The sequence below is a fragment of the Microcoleus sp. Pol7_B2 genome (assembly GCF_036701035.1).
GTDB lineage: Bacteria > Cyanobacteriota > Cyanobacteriia > Cyanobacteriales > Microcoleaceae > Microcoleus.
Map to the genome: position 1 here is coordinate 1 of NZ_JAUBQB010000048.1, position 21,550 is coordinate 21,550.

Annotated in this window: 18 protein-coding genes; 9 read left to right on the forward strand and 9 right to left on the reverse strand. The window is 46.4% G+C overall.

Annotated elements, in window-relative coordinates; genetic code table 11:
• Positions 1–129: 129 nt before the first annotated feature.
• Complete coding sequence (locus QUA57_RS17955) at positions 130–1,665, reverse strand: mercuric reductase (RefSeq protein WP_333062654.1); 1,536 nt, start codon at positions 1,663–1,665, stop codon at positions 130–132.
• A 16-nt stretch (positions 1,666–1,681) separates the two neighbouring features.
• Positions 1,682–2,413 carry a TVP38/TMEM64 family protein gene (locus QUA57_RS17960; RefSeq protein ID WP_333062655.1) on the reverse strand — a complete coding sequence of 244 codons (732 nt, stop codon included), beginning with the start codon at positions 2,411–2,413 and terminating at the stop codon, positions 1,682–1,684.
• A gap of 77 nt (positions 2,414–2,490) precedes the next feature.
• On the opposite strand from QUA57_RS17960, the gene QUA57_RS17965 reads away from it, so the two are divergent.
• Positions 2,491–3,519: an isochorismatase gene (locus tag QUA57_RS17965; RefSeq protein ID WP_333062657.1), complete on the forward strand. Its 1,029-nt coding sequence runs from the start codon at positions 2,491–2,493 to the stop codon at positions 3,517–3,519.
• Positions 3,520–3,689: 170 nt separating this feature from the next.
• Positions 3,690–4,178: a hypothetical protein gene (locus tag QUA57_RS17970; RefSeq protein ID WP_333062659.1), complete on the forward strand. Its 489-nt coding sequence runs from the start codon at positions 3,690–3,692 to the stop codon at positions 4,176–4,178.
• A gap of 42 nt (positions 4,179–4,220) precedes the next feature.
• On the opposite strand, the gene QUA57_RS17975 is transcribed toward QUA57_RS17970, so the two are convergent.
• Positions 4,221–4,424, reverse strand: a complete 204-nt coding sequence (locus QUA57_RS17975) for a hypothetical protein (protein WP_333062660.1) — start codon at positions 4,422–4,424, stop codon at positions 4,221–4,223.
• Positions 4,414–5,436, reverse strand: a complete 1,023-nt coding sequence (locus QUA57_RS17980) for a cysteine peptidase family C39 domain-containing protein (RefSeq protein ID WP_333062663.1) — start codon at positions 5,434–5,436, stop codon at positions 4,414–4,416. The genes QUA57_RS17975 and QUA57_RS17980 overlap by 11 nt, the downstream gene beginning before the upstream one ends.
• 434 nt (positions 5,437–5,870) lie before the next feature.
• On the opposite strand from QUA57_RS17980, the gene QUA57_RS17985 reads away from it, so the two are divergent.
• A complete protein-coding gene (locus QUA57_RS17985) occupies positions 5,871–7,325 on the forward strand; it encodes a methyl-accepting chemotaxis protein (protein ID WP_333062665.1) in 1,455 nt (484 codons plus the stop codon).
• An 81-nt stretch (positions 7,326–7,406) separates the two neighbouring features.
• Here QUA57_RS17985 and QUA57_RS17990 read toward each other — a convergent pair whose 3' ends face one another.
• Positions 7,407–7,538, reverse strand: a complete 132-nt coding sequence (locus QUA57_RS17990; protein ID WP_333062667.1) for a hypothetical protein — start codon at positions 7,536–7,538, stop codon at positions 7,407–7,409.
• A gap of 498 nt (positions 7,539–8,036) precedes the next feature.
• Between QUA57_RS17990 and QUA57_RS17995 the strand changes: the two genes are divergently transcribed.
• Complete coding sequence (locus tag QUA57_RS17995) at positions 8,037–9,494, forward strand: CHASE3 domain-containing protein (protein ID WP_333062670.1); 1,458 nt, start codon at positions 8,037–8,039, stop codon at positions 9,492–9,494.
• Positions 9,495–9,575: 81 nt separating this feature from the next.
• On the opposite strand, the gene QUA57_RS18000 is transcribed toward QUA57_RS17995, so the two are convergent.
• Positions 9,576–9,761 (reverse strand): hypothetical protein, encoded by a 186-nt coding sequence (locus tag QUA57_RS18000; protein WP_333062671.1) that lies wholly within the window; start codon positions 9,759–9,761, stop codon positions 9,576–9,578.
• Between the two features lie 417 nt (positions 9,762–10,178).
• Between QUA57_RS18000 and QUA57_RS18005 the strand changes: the two genes are divergently transcribed.
• The 5 genes from QUA57_RS18005 (at position 10,179) to QUA57_RS18025 (ending at position 19,332) form a co-directional block, all read left to right on the forward strand.
• Positions 10,179–12,944 carry an HAD-IC family P-type ATPase gene (locus QUA57_RS18005; protein ID WP_333062672.1) on the forward strand — a complete coding sequence of 922 codons (2,766 nt, stop codon included), beginning with the start codon at positions 10,179–10,181 and terminating at the stop codon, positions 12,942–12,944.
• 762 nt (positions 12,945–13,706) lie between these two features.
• Positions 13,707–15,101 carry a CmpA/NrtA family ABC transporter substrate-binding protein gene (locus QUA57_RS18010; protein WP_333062674.1) on the forward strand — a complete coding sequence of 465 codons (1,395 nt, stop codon included), beginning with the start codon at positions 13,707–13,709 and terminating at the stop codon, positions 15,099–15,101.
• Between the two features lie 79 nt (positions 15,102–15,180).
• Complete coding sequence (gene ntrB, locus QUA57_RS18015; RefSeq protein ID WP_333062675.1) at positions 15,181–16,023, forward strand: nitrate ABC transporter permease; 843 nt, start codon at positions 15,181–15,183, stop codon at positions 16,021–16,023.
• A gap of 278 nt (positions 16,024–16,301) precedes the next feature.
• Positions 16,302–18,302, forward strand: a complete 2,001-nt coding sequence (locus QUA57_RS18020) for a nitrate ABC transporter ATP-binding protein (protein WP_333062676.1) — start codon at positions 16,302–16,304, stop codon at positions 18,300–18,302.
• A gap of 184 nt (positions 18,303–18,486) precedes the next feature.
• Complete coding sequence (locus tag QUA57_RS18025) at positions 18,487–19,332, forward strand: nitrate ABC transporter ATP-binding protein (protein WP_333062677.1); 846 nt, start codon at positions 18,487–18,489, stop codon at positions 19,330–19,332.
• Between the two features lie 153 nt (positions 19,333–19,485).
• Here the strand turns inward: QUA57_RS18025 and QUA57_RS18030 are convergent, their stop codons facing one another.
• From QUA57_RS18030 to QUA57_RS18040, 3 genes are all read right to left on the reverse strand, one after another.
• Positions 19,486–19,746 carry a hypothetical protein gene (locus tag QUA57_RS18030; RefSeq protein WP_333038768.1) on the reverse strand — a complete coding sequence of 87 codons (261 nt, stop codon included), beginning with the start codon at positions 19,744–19,746 and terminating at the stop codon, positions 19,486–19,488.
• Between the two features lie 184 nt (positions 19,747–19,930).
• Complete coding sequence (locus tag QUA57_RS18035; protein WP_333062679.1) at positions 19,931–21,088, reverse strand: DUF6745 domain-containing protein; 1,158 nt, start codon at positions 21,086–21,088, stop codon at positions 19,931–19,933.
• Positions 21,075–21,368 carry a hypothetical protein gene (locus tag QUA57_RS18040; RefSeq protein WP_006632553.1) on the reverse strand — a complete coding sequence of 98 codons (294 nt, stop codon included), beginning with the start codon at positions 21,366–21,368 and terminating at the stop codon, positions 21,075–21,077. The genes QUA57_RS18035 and QUA57_RS18040 overlap by 14 nt, the downstream gene beginning before the upstream one ends.
• Positions 21,369–21,550 lie beyond the last annotated feature (182 nt).

Consider the following 21,550-nt stretch of genomic DNA (forward strand, 5'->3'; position numbering starts at 1 on the left):
TGCACGCTAACTTACTCTCCATTTTTGGAAACAATACCTAATTTACCAGGGTTTGAGCCTTAACTGAACCGTATTGGCCCATAAAAGCCGATAATGAACAGGCAAGATGCCTGTTCCACAATTATTTACTTATCGCGTCCAAGCCAGCCAGCGATTAAACAAATTTTTCACAAACGGAGTCAAACGAGTGCGATTGTAAGCATCTCCCGCTTTCCGAATTGCATCAGCTTGTGTCGGATACGGGTGAATTGTGCTAGCAATTTTTCCTAAACCAATATTGTTAACCATTGCTAAAGTAATTTCGCTAATCATATCCCCAGCGTGTCGCGCTACAATAGTTGCACCTAATATTTTATCGCTGCCTTTTTTGACGTGAATTTTCACAAATCCTTCCTCTTCGCCGTCAATAATTGCCCGATCGACTTGACTGAAAGGAATTAAAAATGTATCGATATCAATGCCTTTTTCCTTAGCCTCGTGTGCCCCAATTCCGACGCGCGCAATTTCCGGGTTTGTGTAAGTACACCAAGGTATCGTCAAAGCGCTGAGCTTTTTGCGTCCGAAAAATAGAGTATTTTGAATTACCATTCTCGCGGCAAAATCAGCAGCGTGAGTAAATTTATGTTTCATGCAAATATCGCCTGCGGCATAAATGCGGGGATTAGTAGTTTGCAAGTTGTCGTTGACACATACGCCCGTATGTGTATCATACTCGACGCCGACAGCCTCCAGATTCAATCCTTCGACGTTAGGCGATCGCCCTGTACTCACAATAATTTCATCTACTGTTACCGATGCTTCCTTACCTTGAGATTTATAATAAATTACTTTGCCTGCATTTGTTTTCTCAACGCGCTCTATTGTGGATTCTAGTATTAGTTGAATTTCTTCGCGTACAAAAGCCTGCTGCACGATTTTAGCCGCATCCGCATCTTCTTTGTCTAAAATCTGAGCATTTTTGTGCAGCAATACGACTTCCGAACCCAGCCGCCGAAAGGCTTGACCCAATTCGCAGCCAATCGGCCCTGCGCCAATTACTGCCAAACGCTGAGGTCTTTCTGTGAGGTTAAAGACAGTTTCATTTGTCAGATATCCAGCTTCCTGCAAGCCGGGAATTTGCGGTTGTAGCGCCCTTGCACCTGTGGCAATTACTGCTTTTTTAAACCGGAGAGTTTGACCTGCAACTTCTACTGTATTATTGCTAGTAAAACGACCAGAACCTAAAAAAACATCAACTCCTAATTTGTACTGGTAGCGTTCAACAGAATCAACATCGCTGATTCCTGCCCTGATGCGGCGCAGCCGTTCCATCACAGCGGCAAAATCCACTTCTACACTGTCAGAAACATTAACTCCAAATTTACTTGCTTCCCAGAGATCGCCGACAGTGCGAGACGATCGAATTAAAGATTTTGAAGGCACGCAACCGACATTCAAACAGTCGCCGCCCATTAAATGTTTTTCAATCAAAGCAACTTTCGCGCCCAAACCTGCGGCACCGGCAGCAACAATTAATCCGGCGGGTCCTGCGCCAATTACTACTAAATTATAAGAACTAGCTGGCTGGGGATTTACCCAATCGGAGGGATGCAAATAGGAAACTAATTTCTGGTTGTGTTCGTCCATTGGGGGGACTATTACGCGATCGACTTTTGACTGCGACATTCGCAAATTCTCCTAATTAAATACTTTCTTCCAAAGCTTTGCTGGCTATGCTAGTGATAAAGACAGTAACAGCAACTATAGCAAGAAAACTGATAGTATTAATCAACCATTTTATGGCGGCATCTTGAGGACTTGCATACACAGTTTCGGTGCCTATCGCAGCAACCTCTCCCACCAAAGAACCCGAGTAAACGTACATAATTGTACCCGGTATCATCCCAAAGGAACCCAGCACGTAATCTTTCAAAGAAACCTGAGTAATTCCCAGAGCGTAATTCAATAAATTGAAAGGAAATAAAGGACAAAGACGAGTCAAAAAAACTATTTTTAATCCTTGTTGGGAAACTGCGCGATCGAGAGCTTTAAACTTGGGGTGAGATTCCATATATTTTACCACGCGATCGCGGCACAAATAGCGCCCGATCGCAAAAGCAAATACAGCACCTAAAATGGACGCCGCAAATACGTAAACTGAACCCCACCACAAACCAAAAATCGCCCCCCCTCCCAGCGTCAGTACCGAACCCGGTACAAACAGCACAGTAGCCAAGTTATAAGTAGCTACAAAAGCCACCGGCCCCCACCACCCTAACTCCTCGATCCGCATTAACAGAGTTCTCAAAACATCTTGAACGTAGGCAGATCTAGTTGCTACAATCAAGAGAGCCAGCAAAATTGCGATCGAAAAAAACAACACTATGCGTTTAAATTTTACCCTAGCATAATCTTGGATTCGTTCTTTTGCCATGATTCACCCGCAAAGATTTATCAGCATTATACTCCAAACTTAAATTATTACTGTAAACTAGCCTAAAAGCGATTGTCATGACACCAAAAGCCCAACTTCCAATTCCCGAACATTTTGACCCCAAAAAAGTAGGCGAAGTCTGGCGAGTCCCCTACCGAGAACGAGCCGCCCAAGCGAAAGATTGGGCAAGTCAGCACAGCATTCAGCCAGCATCCAGCGACAAAAACCGCATTTGTTTGCTGATAATTGATGCCCAAAATACCTTTTGTTTGCCCGAATTTGAACTATTTGTTGGCGGGCGTTCCGGTAGCGGCGCAGTTGATGACAACCTGCGGCTGTGCGAATTTATTTACCGCAATTTAAATGCAATTACAACCATTGCGCCGACAATGGACACCCACACCGCCATGCAAATTTTTCATCCAATCTTTTGGATCGACGAAGCAGGCGAACACCCCCTACCAGCCGCAACTTCTATTACACTCGAAGATGTCCAAAAAGGCATTTGGAAAGTCAATCCCGCCATCGCCCACAGCATCAGCGGGGCTAATTTCTCAGCACTGGAAAAACAGGCTTGCCACTACGTCAAAAAACTCAGCGACGATGGGAAATATCCCCTGACAATTTGGCCCTATCACTCGATGCTGGGTGGCATCGGACACGCCCTGGTTTCTGCGGTGGAAGAAGCAGTATTTTTTCATACTATAGCCCGCAACAGCCAAGCACTTTTTGAAATCAAAGGCGGGAATCCACTGACAGAAAACTATTCGGTTTTGCGGCCGGAAGTTTTAGATGGATTCGACGGCAATCCGATTGCGGAAAAGAATGCTAAGTTTATTGATAAATTACTCGATTTTGATGCAGTAATTATTGCCGGACAAGCCAAAAGTCACTGCGTTGCTTGGACAATTGATGATTTGTTAACGGAAATTTTGGCGCGAGATCCGAATTTGGCAAAGAAGGTTTATTTGCTGGAAGATTGCACTTCGCCTGTGGTTGTTCCGGGTGTTGTTGATTTTACGGAACAAGCAGATGCAGCTTATCAAAAATTTGCGGCGGCGGGAATGAATATTGTCCAATCTACTCAGTTAATTCTGGGCGATTAAAGACGCTTGTTTTCTGTTGGGTTTTTCAGTGCCAAAAAAGTATACATTATCAATCCTAGGCGATAATTTTTGTTTGCTTGGCACTCTGCTGCGATCGCATTTAACTGATTACTTATGATATCATATCCGATAAATCACTTCCGAGAGAAGCGTAGTTAAGGAGTTTCCCGATGACTGAAAGCGAAATTTATAGTGTTGTTTTGTTTCGGGATGCGAGTGTGCAAGCAATTTCAAAACTCTCTGTGGGCATCGCCACGACTATTCTGAGCACAGTTGTCACTGCAACCCAAGCCTACGCAGTTCCCGTAACCTACGATTTCACCATCACTGTTACCAAAGGCGGTTTAGCGGGCAATTCATTCAACGGTTCTTTCAGCTACGATGATGCCAAATTGAAGGGAACGGGAGTAGAAGAATTGGGAATTACTGACGGATTAACGACCTGCCTAAATTACCTTGGACGCACTTATCGCGAAACCGATGATACCAGTTATCCTACCTTTCCCACACTCAGATTTGAGGATGGCAAGATCACGCAACTAAACTTTTGGATTCAGCCGAATCAGCGAGTTAATTGGTGGAATTTACCTGGATGGGAAGTCAAGCTGTCTGAGCCTAAAATGGGCGATTCAACTGTTCCCAATTGTCAAAAACGGTGAGGCGTAGCCAAGGTGCGATCGACGGTAAAAATATAGGAGGAATTAGATGCAACTGCCTACGCTTACGGTAATTTCATGCAGCCACGCTACCAAGGTGCGATCGTCGATCATCTGCTGGGGCGATCGAATTTTTGCGATCACTATCAACGAATGACTCAAAGATTGTTTGAAAAAACCGCATGATTCCTCTTCCCTGTCGGTCAAGAGTTCCTCAGCAGTTGACGATTTTCCATAACTATTTCCCATCCAGTCTGGGGACTTCTTGCAAAAAACTGCCGCTCAACATTAATTCAGTCATCCGGTCTAACTTACCGCTGACTTTTAATTTTTTATCTGTTTGAAAGCGCTCGATATTTGCTTTTAAATCGCCGCTATTATATCCTAATTTACTCAAATAGTCCATAGCTTGTTTGTCACTTAACCAGATATCCGCAGAACGAAAAATCGGCACGTATTCCTCCCGCCAAATCTGGGCAAAAGTTGCCCTATCTAAATAGAAAATCCTGCCCCGCGCCGGGTCTCCAATTGCAGCAATACTGTCATTCATTCCCAGCAAAGCCACCGCGTGCGGTAGCTTCCGAGGGCCGTCAAACAGCCAAACTGCTAGCACTCCGGGGCGATTAATTTGCTGAATTTGCTCCCAAGTCGGCGCCAGTTCGATCGCATTTACGCCCAAAGCTCTTGCTGCTATAATTAACTGGGGCATCGAAGTTCCCAAGCGACTCGTCCCGGCAAAACGCGCTACACTCGATTCCGTCGCATCGATTCCCCAACGCCTTAACACTGTTGCTAGGGCCGCCGGCGCGCAACTGCTGTTAGATGTTTGCCGAAATACACCGTTGGGCTGCAAATTATCTATTAAATCCGCGTAAATTGGCGCCATAAAATAGTTTTCAGCGCCTGTAAATCCTCCCCATCCCAGCAAGCAAATTAAAATTACTGCGATTACTTGGGGTCGCGCTGTCAACCAACTTATACTAAACCCAATACCGCAGACTCCCATCAGCATCACTCTGAGCAAAGTCCAAGTAACTCGCATCCCGTGAAAGCGCCACTCGATCGGCAAAACAGGCATTTGAGGCATATTTAGAGCCAGTAGCAGCAAGGCAATATAAAAACCCAAAAACAGCAGGGCGATCGAATTTCTGCCCTTAAACAAATCATTAGCCGTCACTCCAGATCGAACTAACACCCGCCCGAACCGCATTCCCCAGACAAACAGCACCGAACCCAGCACCAACGTCACTACTATTTCCATGAACTCAAAATTGTGTTGCTTAACTAGGTTTTAACACGCTCTGCGATCGACTTGAACCCCAATCAAAAGTGGGAAAGAGGAAGAGTGAGAGAGAGGAAGAGTGGGGGAGAGAATTTGATGATGTTTGGGTTTCGTTCCTGAATTTATCGCTACAATCGAATAAACAGGATTTATCCAAAATCGGAGCAGGTAAAACAACCCTTAATTCTCAAGCCTTTGACCTGCATAGCTTGCTCTATATTAAGTTTTTCAGGTTTTTCTTGATGAGTCTGAGTCAATGGTTGAGAATGAGATAATTCCGCTACCTAACCCAACAGGAGATATTGCCATGTTTGCCAACTTAAAGCTGAGAAACCGGAGGCGACTCGGATATGCAGTTCCCATTGCTTTGAAGGGGATTAATTTGTTTTTTTTAAAGACAGGAAAAATTTAAGATGATTAACTTCAAAGCCACCAAATTAAGAGATCGTATTCTGTGGGGATATTCCCTACCAATTTTGCTTTCAGTTGGAGCAGCTACTTTGGTTTTTTTTAATGCTAAAGAAGTAGAAGGAAAAGCAAAAATTCTCAATAATTCTAATGCTATTGTTATAGGTTTAAAAGATCTTGAGCTGGGATTTTCAGGTATGCAGAAAGCGGCTCGCGGCTATTTTTTGGCACAAGAGAGTGATTTTTTAACTGAATACAATGAACAGGTAAACAGCTTTGACTACTTCTATCAAGATTTACTTAAGCGGGTTCAAAACCCGAAGCAGCTCCAGCGGCTAGATGAAATGAATGTATTACAAGATCAGATAGACCAAGGCTATAGACAAGCGTTTTCTTTGGTTGATCAAGGTAAGCGAGACGATGGACTTAACTTGTGGAAGACACAAATTGTACCAAAGCTTCGTCAGGTTGATGCTATAGCTAAGGAGTTTCAAAGCACCCAGGAACAAATTTTGGCTGACAGAGAAAAAGAGCAAATTCAAGCTTTGCAGTTCCTGACTACAGTCGTGATTTTAAGCACGGCTTTAGCTGCACTTACGGCAATTGCGATCGCTCTGTGGATTGCTTCAGGCATTGCAAAGACAATGAATCAGTCAGTCAATATGATTGTTAGTTCTTCCACAGAGATTGCGGCCACAGTTGAACAACAGGAACGCACAGCCGCACAGCAATCGAGCTCTGTAAATCAAACTACAATCACAATGGATGAGTTGGGCGCGGCTTCCCAACAATCAGCCCAGCAAGCCCAAGCGGGTGCGGAATCTGCACGGCAAGCTTTAAAGATCACTGAAAAAGGAACCTTAGCAGTGGAGCAAACACTGGAATCGATGATAATATTGAAAGAAAATGTCGGGGCGATCGCGGCACAAATTCTGCAATTGAGCCAACAAACCCATCAGATTGGCAATATCTCTACTGATGTCACAGATTTAGCAAATCAAACAAATATGCTGGCACTGAATGCCTCAGTAGAAGCAGTCCGGGCGGGCGAAAACGCCAAAGGTTTTACTGTCATAGCCACAGAAATCCGCAAACTAGCAGATAAAAGTAAGAAATCAGCCGAGAAAATTAACCGCCTAGTCGATGATATCAAGAATGCGATAAATTCCACTGTAACGGTGACAAAGGAAGGTACTAAAACAGTAGAAGAAGGAACCAAAATCAGTCAAGAAACGGCAGCAGCTTTCTCGGAAGTAGCAAATGCTGTTAACAATGTGGTATTGAACAATCAACAAATTTCTCTAACGGCTCAACAACAAGCAGTTGCTATTAAACAAGTAGTGGATACTATGAACACCCTCAACCTATCGGCAAAAGAAACAGCTAGTGGTATTAGTCAAACCAAAGTAGGCACTCAACAATTGAACGATGCAGCCCAAAATCTCAATTCAATTGTCTAAAGGGTGCTCAGTGTTTTGGACTAAGAGACTAGCAATTGATAGCATTGAGTCATGAATTGAGCTGGCAGCCCTCACAGCTTGTCAAACCTGCGGCATTGAAGTCAAAACGATCGCAGGCGAGTGCATCGCCAAAGCCAGGGCAAGGGAATTTCTGCCCTTAAACAAATCCTCTTCTGTAACGGACGATCGAACAAACACGCGCCCGAAACGCATTCCCTAGACTAACAGCGCCGAACCCAGCACCAGGGTCACTACTATTTCTATAAGTTCGGAATATGCTCGCTTAACTAGGTTTTAACACGCTCTGCGATCGACTTGAACCCCAATCAATAGTGGGAGAGAAGAAGAGTGGGGAAGAGTATTTGACGATGTTTGGGTTTGGTTCCTGAATTTCCCGCTACAATCGAATAAACAGGATTTATCCACAATCGAAGCAGGCAAAACAACCCTTAATTCTAAACGCTTGACCTGCATCGCTTGCTCGACATTAAGTTGGGTCAGATTTTGGTTGATGAGTTTGAGTCAATGGTTGAGTTAGTAAAGCAAGGAAAGCAAAAAAAAGCGCTGGAAGTTTTTCCCACGAAAAAAGGGGCATTAATTATGAATTAGTATTAGGGATTAAATAACTACTTGGGGGAAAAATAGCAGGAAATTATTGATGCTGCAACTTACCCACAAAAGTCAACAACCAATCAAGGAGTACAAACTGAAATGTGGCAAAATATTATTCGGCTTAGTAAAGTAGTTCCGTTGGGCTTCGGCTCCATTTTTTTGTTAATGATTAGCATCGGATTTTCGACTAAATTGAGTATGGATAATTTAGCAGAAGCTATTGAGTGGCAAACGCACACTTATGTAGTCAAGACAAATTTGCAAGCCCTAGAAAAAGATTTAGTGGATGCTGAAACAGGACAGCGGGGGTTTATCTTCGCTGGAAAGGAGGAATTTTTAGAACCTTACAAAAAGGGGACAGTCGCCTTTTATAAAACAGTAAATGAGACAAGAGAGTTAATAAAAGATAACCCTGAACAACTGAAAAATATGGAGGAACTTGAAAATTTGGGTCAGCAAAAACTAGATGAATTAGCGGAAAGTATATCCCTGAAAAGGGCTGGGAAAGAACCAGAGCTAAGAGCCTTGGTGATTTCAGGTAAAGGCAAGATATTTATGGATGAAATCCGGTATAAGCTGGCAGAAATGCTTAAGGTAGAAGATACTCTACTGGTTCAACGAACAAAATTAGCAAAACAGTCGGAGCAATTAGCGACGATGGTTTCTATAGGAGGTACAGTTGTTGCTGTAGTCTTGGGTTCCTTTATTGTATTATTTATTTCAAATAAAATTATCCGACCAATCAATCAGGTAGCAAATACGATCGCCAGTTCTTCCACAGAGATTGCGGCCACAGTTGAACAGCAGGAACGCACAGCCGCACAGCAATCGAGTTCTGTAAATCAAACTACAATCACAATGGATGAGTTGGGCGCGGCTTCCCAACAATCAGCCCAGCAAGCCCAAGCGGGTGCGGAATCTGCACGGCAAGCTTTAAAGATCACTGAAAAAGGAACCTTAGCAGTGGAGCAAACACTGGAATCGATGATAATATTGAAAGAAAATGTCGGGGCGATCGCGGCACAAATTCTGCAATTGAGCCAACAAACCCATCAGATTGGCAATATCTCTACTGATGTCACAGATTTAGCAAATCAAACAAATATGCTGGCACTGAATGCCTCAGTAGAAGCAGTCCGGGCGGGCGAAAACGCCAAAGGTTTTACTGTCATAGCCACAGAAATCCGCAAACTAGCAGATAAAAGTAAGAAATCAGCCGAGAAAATTAACCGCCTAGTCGATGATATCAAGAATGCGATAAATTCCACTGTAACGGTGACAAAGGAAGGTACTAAAACAGTAGAAGAAGGAACCAAAATCAGTCAAGAAACGGCAGCAGCTTTCTCGGAAGTAGCAAATGCTGTTAACAATGTGGTATTGAACAATCAACAAATTTCTCTAACGGCTCAACAACAAGCAGTTGCTATTAAACAAGTAGTGGATACTATGAACACCCTCAACCTATCGGCAAAAGAAACAGCTAGTGGTATTAGTCAAACCAAAGTAGGCACTCAACAATTGAACGATGCAGCCCAAAATCTCAATTCAATTGTCTAAAGGGTGCTCAGTGTTTTGGACTAAGAGACTAGCAATTGATAGCATTGAGTCACGAATTGAGCTGGCAGCCCTCACAGCTTGTCAAACCTGCGGCATCCAAGTCAAAACGATCGCAGGCGACTGCATCGCCAAAGCCAGGGCGAGGGAATTTCTGCCCTTAAACAAATCCTCTTTTGTAACGGACGATCGAACAAACACCCGCCCGAAACGCATTCCCCAGGCTAACAGTACCGAACCCAGCACCAGCGTCACAAGTATTTCCGTCAACTCAAAATTTTGTTGCTTAAACTAGGGTTTTAACATTTATGCGATCGTCCGTGGGGAAGCGGAGGAGGAGGAGGAGAGTGGGGGAGTGACAGCATTTTTCTTTTGCCTCCTGCCTTCTTCCCTCTTTCTTCAACCACACCTAAAATTGGCAAAATGTCAAGGGATTTTATCGACTTTTCCCCACTTTAGCCACCAAGTCCCAAACAAGATTTAGCGCCGGAAAAAATCCCCCAAATTTCTTGCCACAAACGGCCACATCGGTTGTAATATAGATGTAAGTCACAGCCCGTTAAAGTAATCAACCAACAATTAAGCCGCTCAATATATTCACGCTCCAACGAGCGATGAATTGTATTGAGCGTGCCTATTAAGGAGCGATCAAAGCTCGTCAGACACCCCAAATATTCAGGAAGAATCATGCCATCAAGATCCGCCAACGATGTAGACGTAGCAGAGCAATATTGGCACTACCTAGAAATATCCAAGGTTGCAACTATCTTAGAAACCAACCTGGAAAGCGGTTTAGAACCGACAGAAGCCAACCATCGCCAACAGAAATTCGGGCCCAACGAACTAACGGTTAAAGCAGCGAAACCAGCCTGGTTAAAATTTATCCTGCAATTTAACCAACCCCTCCTGATCATCTTGCTGAGTGCAGGTTTAATCAAAGCAGTGATCGGAGAATGGCTAAACGCTAGCGTAATTTGGGGCGTAACAACCACCAACGCTACTATTAGTTTCATCCAAGAAGCTGGAGCCGAGAAAAAAATTGAAGCCCTAGCCCAAGCTGTCACCACCGAAGCCACAGTCATTCGGGGCGGCAAAAAATTAAGAATTCCCTCCAAAGAACTCGTAGTCGGTGACTTAGTAATCCTGAGTTCCGGCGACAAAGTACCGGCAGACTTGCGCTTAGTGAAAGTGCGCGACTTGCAAATTGACGAATCGGGACTCACCGGGGAATCAGTTGCTGTCGAAAAAGAATTAGGACCATCTGGAGACATAGTTCTACCAAAAGAAACGCCGCTAGCAGAACGGGATAACATGGCCTATGCCGGCAGTTTTGTCACTTTTGGCCAAGCTAGCGGCATCGTAATTGCGATCGCCAATAAAACCGAAACCGGCAAAATCTCCCAACTATTAGATCGCCACATCGACCTCACCACCCCCTTAACCCGCAAATTCAACCAATTCAGTCAAAACTGGCTGTTATTCGTGTTGGGAATGGCGACCTTGACCTTCGCCGTCAGATTGGGGCGGCCAGTCCCTGCGGGGGTTTCAGCCTTTAAAGAAGCAGTCGAACCCGCTGTCGCCCTGATTGTCGGCGCAATTCCCGAAGGCTTACCCGCCGTCATTACCGTCACCCTAGCCGTAGGCGTTTCCCGGATGGCAAATCGCCACGCGATCGTCCGCAAATTGCCCGCAGTGGAAACCCTCGGCGGCGCTACAGTCATCTGTTCCGACAAAACCGGAACCTTGACGGAAAACCAAATGACGGTGCAAGAAATCTATTCGGGTGGCGAATCCTACTCGGTTACGGGTACGGGATACAGCCCCGAAGGTGAAATTCAACTCAACCAACTGCCAATTACTGTCAGCCAAACTCCAACTTTGCAAGAATGTTTGCAAGCTGGACTCCTTTGCAACGACTCTCACCTGGAATTCAAAGACGATAATTGGATTGTCGTCGGAGATCCGACAGAAGGAGCGTTAATTGCTGCGGGCAAAAAAGCTGATTTGAGCCAGCAAATTTTGTCGAAGTCAATGCAGCGGCTGGATTCAATTCCCTTTGAATCTCAGTTTCAATACATGGCGACGCTGCACCGAACTCCCAGTGGCAAAATTTTGTACGTCAAAGGTTCCGTAGAATCAATTCTCGGCCGCTGCGGTTCTAGTCTCGACACTCAAGGAAATCCGGTAGAAGTCGATCGCGCACAAATTCACCACCAAGTCGATGAAATGGCAAAGCAAGGCTTGCGCGTCTTGGCTTTAGCGAAAAAGCCAGTACCCCAAAGCCAAAATTCCGTCGATCACTCGGATTTGGAGTCAGGGCTGATTTTCTTGGGACTGCAAGGCATGATTGACCCACCGCGGGCAGAAGCGATCGCAGCCGTCCAAGCTTGTCAAACCGCCGGCATCCAAGTCAAAATGATTACCGGCGACCACATCGCTACAGCCAAGGCGATCGCCCGCCGCATGGGATTCCGCAAAACGAAACACCACAGAGAACTTGTAGCCTACACCGGCGCTCAACTCGCCGAAATGAGCAAGCAGGAACTCGGCGAAGCTGTAGAAGCCGGCTCAGTTTTTGCCCGCGTCGCCCCCGAACAAAAACTCCGCCTCGTAGAAGCTTTGCAGCAAAAAGGCGAAATCGTGGCGATGACGGGAGATGGCGTTAACGACGCGCCAGCGCTGAAACAAGCGGATATCGGCATTGCGATGGGTAGCGGTACGGAGGTTTCTAAGGAAGCCGCCGACATGATTCTTACCGATGATAACTTTGCGTCGATCGAATCTGCTGTCGAAGAAGGGCGATCGGTTTACAAAAATCTGCTCAAAGCAATCAGCTTCATTCTCCCAGTCAACGGCGGAGAATCGATGACTATTTTGCTCAGCACCCTCCTCGGTCGAGAATTGCCGATTTTGTCGCTACAAATTCTCTGGCTGAATATGCTCAACTCGATCACCATGACTGTGCCTCTGGCTTTCGAGCCCAAGTCAGCGGGAGTGATGAAACAGCAGCCCCGACCGGTAAACGAAGCTTTCCTCACCGGAAATCGGATCAAGCGAATCATCGCTATTTCTCTTTACAACTGGACTCTGATTTTCGGAATGTTTGAATGGGTGCGCCAAGCGGATTGGGGAACTTTGGCACTGGCCCGCACGATGGCGATTCAAGCTTTGGTAATGGGGAGAATTTTTTACCTGTTGAGTCTCAGCCAGTTGTTGCCTTCTTTGATTGCTAAGTTTAGCGGTTCTAAGGAAGAAGTTAGCGGCGCTCCCGCTCTCGGTGTGGGAATTGTCCTGGCGGTGATTTTGCAGATCATCTTTGCTAACTCTCCGTTTGTCAATCGCATATTTGAGACGGCTCCAATGAACTTGGATCAGTGGCTGATTTGCTTCGGAGTCGCGCTACCGATGATCGGTGTTGCTCTCTGGGTCAACCGCTTTGACCCGCCCAACTAATCGAATTTGTAGGTACTGCGATCGATTAGTAATTTCGGGTGTTCAGAAACCCGGTTTCTTGAAGAAACCGGGTTTCTCTGTTTTACAGAAATCGAACCTGAAAGCCCGCGTCATATCATATCCGTTAAATTACTTACGATTAAGCGCCAATTTTAGTCCACCACTGAAAACCCGTTAACCCTTTGAAAACAGCAGTTTCGTAAAGCCTTAATTATTTCTGTATAACCTACTACAATTAACCCTTAAAAAAGTAGAGAGATATTAACAAAGTAAATGTGCGCTGGGGGCGATATTGGTTGCTTATTGACAATAGATTTAAATGACCCCCGATCGCCCTTCGCTACAACCTTTGCCCAGCGAGTCTTGGTTTGAACCAGTTTTGATAAGCAAACCCGATCGCTCTTCCCAACGGCTCCTTATCGAGAGCGCAGTCCCAAAAGATTTACTTATCAATCGAATTTAATAATTGTTTTATAATTTCCGCAAGAGTACGGTAGAGTTAATTATCAAGTCAAGGAAACGTGCAGCTCGCAAAAAGTGAGTTCACACAACTCGGCCGATCGAAATATCGATATTAATCAAACCAGTCAAATCAGCAGGGATAGTTTAAAGACTTATACTAGCTATAAATCTTTTGCTCCCTCCTGCCAACCAGCGCTCAAAACAGTTAGCTAAACCCAATTAGCGAACAGCAAAAAAGCGCGTTGATAACCTTCAGTGAATGTTGTTACAGAAGATTATGAATTGCAGCGAGGCTAGGCTATGACAAGATTTTCAGATGAATTTTCTGCGCTTTCTCGGCGTAAATTTATCATCAAAGCAGGTGCATCTGCTCTGGGTTCAATACTGCTCAAAGGTTGTTTGGGAAATCCCCCAGAACCCGGTGCAACTGCCGGTGCTGACGGCGCAATACCCGCAGCTAGCTCAGTAGTGGCTGTTGCCAACGAGAAAAGAGTCGAAGGAATTGAAAGCACTAAAATCACATTGGGATACATCCCGATCGTCGAAGCAGCACCTTTAATCATTGCTCAAGAAAAAGGCTTTTTTGCCAAATACGGCATGACTGAGGTAACAGTTGCTAAGCAAGCCAACTGGGGATCTGCCAGAGATAACCTAGAAATTGGATCGGCAGGCGGCGGCATTGACGGCGGCCAGTGGCAAATGCCGATGCCTTATCAAATTAGTCAAGGTCTGATCACCAAAAACAGCGTCCAAATCCCCATGTATGTTCTAGCCCAGTTGAACACTCACGGAAACGGAATTGCGATCGCGGCCAAACACCAAGGCAAAGGCCTCGGACTTAAACTAGATCAAGCGGCCCAAGACTACATCAAAGGCCTCAAACAAGCAGGTACTCCCTTCAAAGCAGCCTACACCTTCCCCAAAGTCAACCAAGACTTTTGGATTCGCTACTGGCTGGCAGCTAACGGCATCGATCCCGACATAGAGGCCGAGTTGCTAACAGTACCCGCTGCCCAAACCGTCGCCAACATGAAAACTGGAAGTATGGACGCTTTCAGCACCGGCGACCCCTGGCCGCTGCGGATTGTCAAAGAAAACATCGGCTTCATGTCCGCCCTCACCTCCGAAATCTGGAAAGCACATCCAGAGGAATATCTAGCAATTCGCGGCGACTGGGTAGACAAACACCCCAAAGCCACCGAAGCTTTACTCGCAGGACTAATTGAGGCGCAGCAGTGGTGCGACAAGCCCGAACATCGAGCCGAATTAGTCGCCATTACTTCTGGAAGAAACTTCTTTGACGTATCTCCGACGGTTTTGACGCCTCCTTATCAAGGCAATTATGTTATGGGCGACGGCAAACCAGACATCAACGACTTCAAGATGAGTCCGCTGTACTGGAAAGACGACATCGGCAACGTTTCCTATCCCTACAAGAGTCACGATTTGTGGTTCTTAACCGAAAGCGTGCGCTGGGGTTTCCTGCCGACAAAAACCTTGGCAGACAAAAAGACAATCATCGATAAAGTCAACCGAGAAGATATCTGGAAGAAGGCAGCTAAATTAGCCGGAGTTGCTGATGCTGACATTCCGAAAAGTACGTCTCGCGGCGTTGAAAAGTTCTTTGACGGCAAAGAATTCAACCCGGAAAATCCCGAAGCTTATCTCAAGAGTTTGGCAATTAAAAAAGTGTGATGGGGTCTTAGCTTCCCATAATTTAGTCTCGAAATTTAGTCTCGAAAATACACAGCACCAGAGATAGGAGATTAGCAGCATGGCTGTAAGTACAAGTCGGAGAGGCGGCAATGCACAAGGAGCATTTGGCGAGTTTTGGAAGAAGAATTCCCCAAATATCTTGCCGCCAATTTTGGGAATAATTGGATTTCTGTTAGTTTGGCAATTCCTGTCGAGCATCGGACTGATCAAACTGCCGGGACCGATCAGTGTTTGGACTGACGAACGGACGCGGATATTGTTGCTGTATCCTTTCATGAATTCCAAAACCTACGGAATCGGCTTGTTTTGGCAAACTTTGGCTAGTTTGGAACGGGTGGCAAAAGGCTACACTCTAGCCGCTGCTGTGGGAATTGCTGGGGGTGTTTTGGTAGGTACAAATCCGCTTCTGAACAAGGCTTTAGACCCAATTTTTCAGTTTTTGCGGATGGTTGCGCCTCTGGCTTGGGTGCCAATCGCCCTGGCTGCGCTGCAACAAAACGAACCTGCTGCTTTGTTCGTGATTTTTATCACTTCAGTGTGGCCGATTTTAATCAACACGGCTGAAGGTGTTCGCCAAATTCCCGACGATTACAACAACGTGGCGAAAGTGCTGCAACTTTCTCGTCAGGAATATTACATGAATATTTTGTTTCCGTCGGCGCTTCCTTATATCTTCACAGGATTGAGAATTGCGATCGGTTTGGCTTGGCTGGCGATTATTGCAGCGGAAATCGTGATGTCGGGGATTACGGGTATCGGCTTCTTTATTTGGAATGCTTACCAGCAAAACTACATCAGCGAAATTCTGTTAGCTGTGTTCTACATTGGGGCTGTTGGTTTGTTGCTCGATCGCATGATGGCTTGGTTGCAGCAAAAGATTGCTCCCCCTCAAGGAAAGTAGCTAATTCGATGGTTTAACAGTTGACGGTTGACTGTTGACTGTTGACTGTTACAGGAAGTACGAACTCCGAGACTCAGAAACCTGTTTGTCAAACTATTGTTGAGGGATTAAACAAAGTATTTTGGTTAGTTTAAAGACCAGTTTTAGGCATCCAGGAATGTATTAACTATTAGCTGTTATATGTTAACAGCGAACAGTCCACAGCAAACAGCGAACAGTCCACAGTCAACAATCAATATCTAGCGAAATAACAAACCTACAAACAAGGCAAGAAAATCATGTCTGTTTTGATTGCAGTAGAACAAGTCGGAAAAGTATTTAATTTAACAGACGGCGGTACATACATAGCCCTCAAAGGCATCGACTTAGAAATTAAAAAAGGAGAATTTATCTCCTTGATAGGACACTCAGGCTGCGGTAAATCTACGCTACTAAATATGGTGGCAGGTTTGGATCTGCCAACAGAAGGATTGGTGACAATAGAAGGACAAAGAATCACCCAGCCCGGCCCCGATCGCATGGTAGTATTCCAAAACTATTCCTTGCTACCTTGGCGGACGGTCAGAGAAAACATTACCCTAGCCGTAGACTCGGTAATGAGCGGCTTACCCAAAGCCGAACGCCTCGAAATCATTCAAAAACACATCGACATGGTGGGCTTGACGCCCCACGCCGAGAAACAACCCGCACTGCTGTCGGGCGGACAAAAACAGCGCGTGGCGATCGCCCGTGCTCTGGCCCTGCGCCCCAAACTGTTACTCTTAGACGAACCCTTCGGCGCTTTGGATGCTTTGACTCGCGGCAACTTGCAAGAAAAGTTGATGGAAATTTGCCAAGAGTACGAAATCAGCGCCCTGATGGTAACGCACGACGTGGATGAGGCCGTGTTGCTGAGCGATCGCATCGTCATGCTCACCAACGGCCCAGAATCGAAGATTGGGGGCATTCTCGAAGTAGACATCCCCCGCCCCCGCAAACGCATGGAAGTAGTCTCGCACCCCAGCTACTACGCTCTACGCAGCGAAATGATTTACTTCCTCAACCAGCAGAAGCGCGTCAAAAAACTGCGGGCGCGGAAAGTACCCGCGATCGCCCGCCACGGCCTAGAAAAAGTCAACCTCGAACTCGGCTTTATTCCCCTCGCAGCCTGTGCTCCCCTCGCTGTCGCCAAAGAAAAAGGCTTTTTTGCCAAGCACGGCCTCGATGAAGTCCACCTCGTGCGGGAAACAAGCTGGCGCGGCATCGTAGACGGCATCGCCGCAGGTTACTTAGACGCAGCTCAAATGCCCTCTGGGATGGCGGTGTGGTTGAGCTTGGGAGGCCACCAAGAGAAGCCGATTCCGACGGTTACAGCCCTCACCATGAGCCGCAATGGCAACGGAATTACCCTCGCGAGGCGGTTTTACGACCAAGGGATCTACACTCTGGCAGACTTTAAAAAAATGCTCCAGAGAACGCCCGCGCAAACGCACCGCATGGGCATCGTCCACCCTTCTTCGATGCACAACCTGTTGCTGCGTTACTGGCTGGCTTCCGGTGGCATTGACCCGGATCGCGATGTGTTGCTGAAAAATATCCCACCGGCTCAGATGATCGTTGACTTGCAGGGCGGCACTATTGACGGTTTCTGCGTCGGCGAACCTTGGAACTTGCGGGCATCGATGGAAGGAGTCGGCTTTACGGTGGCGACAGATTTGGAACTGTGGCCCGGACACCCCGGGAAAATTCTCGGAGTTCGGGAAGACTGGGCAAATGCTTATCCCAACACTCACATTGCTCTAGTCAAAGCTTTGCTGGAAGCTTGCCAGTATTGCGCCGATCCAAATCACGCCGCCGAGGTTTCGGAAATTGTCGCGGGAAGGGAGTACGTCGCTACTGATAAGAGTTACATCCAACTCGGCGACCCGCAATCAGTTGCTTGCAACCTCGATACTCCGATGCGGGAATACGCCCACCACTTGTTTTCTGGAGAGGGGGTGAATCGCCCAAGCCGCACCGAACAACTGTGGCACATGGTGCAGATGGCGCGCTGGGGCGATACTGTGTTCCCGCGCAACTGGGTGGAAATTTTGGAGCGGGTGGTACGAGTCGGTGCGTTCAGCACGGCGGCGCGAGAGCTGGGGATGGCTGATATTAATTACACTCGCGGTTCTCTCAGCTTGTTTGACGGCTCGGTGTTTAATGCTGACGATCCGATCGGCTATCTCAACAATCTGGCGATCAAACGCGATTTCACGATGGCAGAAGTTATACTCGATTCCGGCCGGAGAGCTGCTTAGAGCGGTTTTTTGTTCGATAAAAACAGGGGAATTGCTAATTGTTAGTTGTTGGTTTTTAGCTGTTAATTGCTAGTGAGCAATTCCCTATTCATGACCTCCGTTACATCCCTTAAATCCCGTACATTGCTCGTTGCCGAACTTCCTTCTTTCTTTGCGAATCACCCACTCACAATTTCCTAAACCCATGCTCAACACCACTAAAAACCAGACGAACACCAAAACTCAAATCCAGCAGGGAAAAGGCCGCCGCCAGCCTTTTTTGGTGATGGACAATGTTTACAAAGAATATCCAAATGGTTACAGGGCTTTAGAAAACGTCAATCTAAATGTAGCTGAGGGAGAGTTTATTACTCTGATCGGACACTCGGGCTGCGGCAAATCAACACTGTTAAATATGGTGTCGGGTTTTAGCCATCCGAGCCAGGGCACCGTGTCTATTAACGGGCAGCGGATTACGAAGCCGGGCCCCGATCGCATGGTGGTGTTTCAGGGTTACGCTTTGCTACCTTGGCGGACGGTGTTTGAAAATGTTTATCTGGCGGTTAATGCTGTATTTCCGAATAAGTCTAAGGTAGAAAAAAATGCGATCGTCAAAGAGCATTTGGCGATGGTGGGATTGACTGAAGCTGCTGAGAAAAGACCGCCGCAAATTTCGGGGGGGATGAAGCAGCGAGTTTCGATCGCCCGCGCCTTGGCAATTCGCCCGAAAGTGCTGATTTTAGACGAACCTTTTGGTGCTCTGGACGCAATTACTAAGGAGGAATTGCAAGAAGAGTTGCTGAAAATCTGGAACGATCACCGCTGTACGGTGTTGATGATTACTCACGATATTGATGAAGCGCTGTTTTTGGCCGATCGACTTGTGATGATGACTAATGGCCCGTCGGCCACAATTGGCGAAGTTTTGGAGATTCCTTTCCCGCGTCCGCGCGATCGGGTTCAAATGATGGAAGATCCGGAATACTACAATTTGCGGAACTACGCCCTAGATTTCCTGTTCCGTCGCTTTGCACACGATCACGATGCCTAATCGGTTGGGAAATCAAAGTTAAACACGAGAATTATGAGACTTCTCGAACAAGTTTAATTCTTGTGCGGAGTAGGGGTTGGGCATCCTGCCGGCCCAAGACGAGCTTTTTTGCAGAAGTCTATTGAAAAGTTTAAGCCCCAGTGTTCCCCGATGTCAGGGGAACATCGCTGCGGGCGCAATTTTCCCGATCGGGTTGGGTAAACTGAAGCTTAATGGTGGACGAGAAGTTTTTTCGGACGTTCGGATCTTTTTCCGATATTTTACGTCTACCAGCCAAGAGACCCGATTGCCTAGCTGTCGGTAAGCTGGCATGAACAGAGCCCACCTTCGATCGAGGGTGGGCTTCTTCTTGATGTTATTAACCGTTTGTGGGCGATCGGTGGTTGGTGCATTCCACCCTTGGAACTGGCACATAGTGGGACGTTGATTAGTGTTTGATGAATTAATGTTTTTGTCAAAATAGCGGTTTCCAGTTGAGTGAAGTACAGATACTCGGGTATGGAAACGCCTGATCCTAAGTCCGGCGCGGGGTTCTGTGACTTTTAACAATTGGTATAAGACTGATGATTTTAGCCAGACTTTTTTAAATTTGTATTACTCAGGTTTGCACGGAAAACTCCTCGGGGTCAACGTCCCAATTTACCCAGCGAATTGCTTCTTGAGCCGTTAGCGAAGCCCTCGAAGAGGATCGCACATCAGGCGGCACGCGCAAAGCGTGAATGTGTCCCGTGCTCGGACAAGTCATTTTTAACAAATAAACTGGCTTTGCATTACCCACCCAATCAAAATCATCGTCAAACTCGATGCTTAATAGAGTGTATTCTTGCCAACTATCTAATTCTGTCACCTCTAATTCTTGACAAATGCGATCGTAAGTAATTCCCTGAATTAACGCGCGCCGAACTTCTGCATTCTGTTCCTTCAACACCCACTTAGACTGCCACTCGTGCGGGTGCAGCCTGCCGTACCATTCGGGTAAAATCACGCCGTGATAGGCGTAAATCGAAACACCGTCGGCAAATTGTACCGCTGGTTTTCCTTCGGCGTGCAAGCGGTGGTTGCTGTCAACGGAAAGTGCGATCGGCTTGGAGCAGACAATGCAAACCTTGTCATAAAGATAAATCCAGCCGCAATCCCGGACAATCGATTGAAAAATAATCCAATTTCTGCCGTAAGAATGAGGTAAATTTAGAACCGAAATGCAGAAATCCAACAAACTCCCATAAGCAGCCCACAATTCTGGTTGAATGCAATTACTGAGGTGTTTTTCTAATGTTGGCCGGATTTCTCCACTCCGCTCATCGATCACCTGTTGCGGTGGCAATTGGCTTGATATTTCGCCAGCTAAATAATTTCGCTCCGGCTCCCACAATTGCGTTTTCAGTTGAGTATAAAGTCGTTGTTCCAGTTGAGTTGGCAGTTGGTTTTGCAGTTCGGTTTCTAGTTGGCTTCCCAAATAACCCCGCAGTTGTTTTTCTAGCGGGCTGCGAAGTTTTGTCTCGAATTGGCTCCGCAGTTCGCTGCTGGGATTGTCAAATCGACTGACGATTAGATCCGCAGCTTCGTAGGGGCGATCGACAAAAATGATTTCCGGTGCTTTTTTGCCGATCGCACTGTAAGCCGATTTAATTGTTTCCTCCGCTTGCGAGCGATTTATCGAACCAGTGGAAAGCGAGATCGCTCTCCACTTTTTCCGATAAACTGGAATCAAAGCTGCTTGTTCGGGCGTTAGTTTTTTAACCTTAGTCTGCGACATACCTCCAACCTTGCGGCTCATATTCGCGCTGAATTCGCACCATCCAATTACCTTCGGGAATTGCGATCGCATGGTGTTCTTCGTGACTCAATAAAGCTGTCGGTGAAAGCACCCGCAAGTACAGAGTGCCGTCTTTTTCGTAGAGTTCAGCTTGTCCTTCAATAATCTGGTGAGAATGTCCGGTGACTTCACCTTCGGCGAGAGTTAGGTGAGGTTTTTTTTCTCCTTCGATTTTCGGTACGGGGGTGAGAATTACGTCGCCTTGTCGGATGGGTTGCATAGGTTTTTTCTAAATTTTGTTTGCTGGTGTCGGTTGATCGAGCTTTTCTACCGCAACTCTATATTACATTTGTACTACATAGCTGTCAAGACCCACAAACCAGATTCCATAACTCTTTGCTGCACTGACAGACTTTATCTTGGAAGGTGAAGGTACGATCGCAAACACGAATGCTACAGTAG

What these genes read in the sequence shown, in the direction of transcription:
- QUA57_RS17955 (WP_333062654.1), bottom strand. Translation starts at nt 1,665, where the DNA reads ATGTCGCAGTCAAAAGTCGATCGCGTAATAGTCCCCCCAATGGACGAA.
- QUA57_RS17960 (WP_333062655.1), bottom strand. Translation starts at nt 2,413, where the DNA reads ATGGCAAAAGAACGAATCCAAGATTATGCTAGGGTAAAATTTAAACGC.
- QUA57_RS17965 (WP_333062657.1), top strand. Translation starts at nt 2,491, where the DNA reads ATGACACCAAAAGCCCAACTTCCAATTCCCGAACATTTTGACCCCAAA.
- QUA57_RS17970 (WP_333062659.1), top strand. Translation starts at nt 3,690, where the DNA reads ATGACTGAAAGCGAAATTTATAGTGTTGTTTTGTTTCGGGATGCGAGT.
- QUA57_RS17975 (WP_333062660.1), bottom strand. Translation starts at nt 4,424, where the DNA reads ATGGGAAATAGTTATGGAAAATCGTCAACTGCTGAGGAACTCTTGACC.
- QUA57_RS17980 (WP_333062663.1), bottom strand. Translation starts at nt 5,436, where the DNA reads ATGGAAATAGTAGTGACGTTGGTGCTGGGTTCGGTGCTGTTTGTCTGG.
- QUA57_RS17985 (WP_333062665.1), top strand. Translation starts at nt 5,871, where the DNA reads ATGATTAACTTCAAAGCCACCAAATTAAGAGATCGTATTCTGTGGGGA.
- QUA57_RS17990 (WP_333062667.1), bottom strand. Translation starts at nt 7,538, where the DNA reads ATGCGTTTCGGGCGCGTGTTTGTTCGATCGTCCGTTACAGAAGAGGAT.
- QUA57_RS17995 (WP_333062670.1), top strand. Translation starts at nt 8,037, where the DNA reads ATGTGGCAAAATATTATTCGGCTTAGTAAAGTAGTTCCGTTGGGCTTC.
- QUA57_RS18005 (WP_333062672.1), top strand. Translation starts at nt 10,179, where the DNA reads ATGCCATCAAGATCCGCCAACGATGTAGACGTAGCAGAGCAATATTGG.
- QUA57_RS18010 (WP_333062674.1), top strand. Translation starts at nt 13,707, where the DNA reads ATGACAAGATTTTCAGATGAATTTTCTGCGCTTTCTCGGCGTAAATTT.
- ntrB (WP_333062675.1), top strand. Translation starts at nt 15,181, where the DNA reads ATGGCTGTAAGTACAAGTCGGAGAGGCGGCAATGCACAAGGAGCATTT.
- QUA57_RS18020 (WP_333062676.1), top strand. Translation starts at nt 16,302, where the DNA reads ATGTCTGTTTTGATTGCAGTAGAACAAGTCGGAAAAGTATTTAATTTA.
- QUA57_RS18025 (WP_333062677.1), top strand. Translation starts at nt 18,487, where the DNA reads ATGCTCAACACCACTAAAAACCAGACGAACACCAAAACTCAAATCCAG.
- QUA57_RS18030 (WP_333038768.1), bottom strand. Translation starts at nt 19,746, where the DNA reads ATGTGCCAGTTCCAAGGGTGGAATGCACCAACCACCGATCGCCCACAA.
- QUA57_RS18035 (WP_333062679.1), bottom strand. Translation starts at nt 21,088, where the DNA reads ATGTCGCAGACTAAGGTTAAAAAACTAACGCCCGAACAAGCAGCTTTG.
- QUA57_RS18040 (WP_006632553.1), bottom strand. Translation starts at nt 21,368, where the DNA reads ATGCAACCCATCCGACAAGGCGACGTAATTCTCACCCCCGTACCGAAA.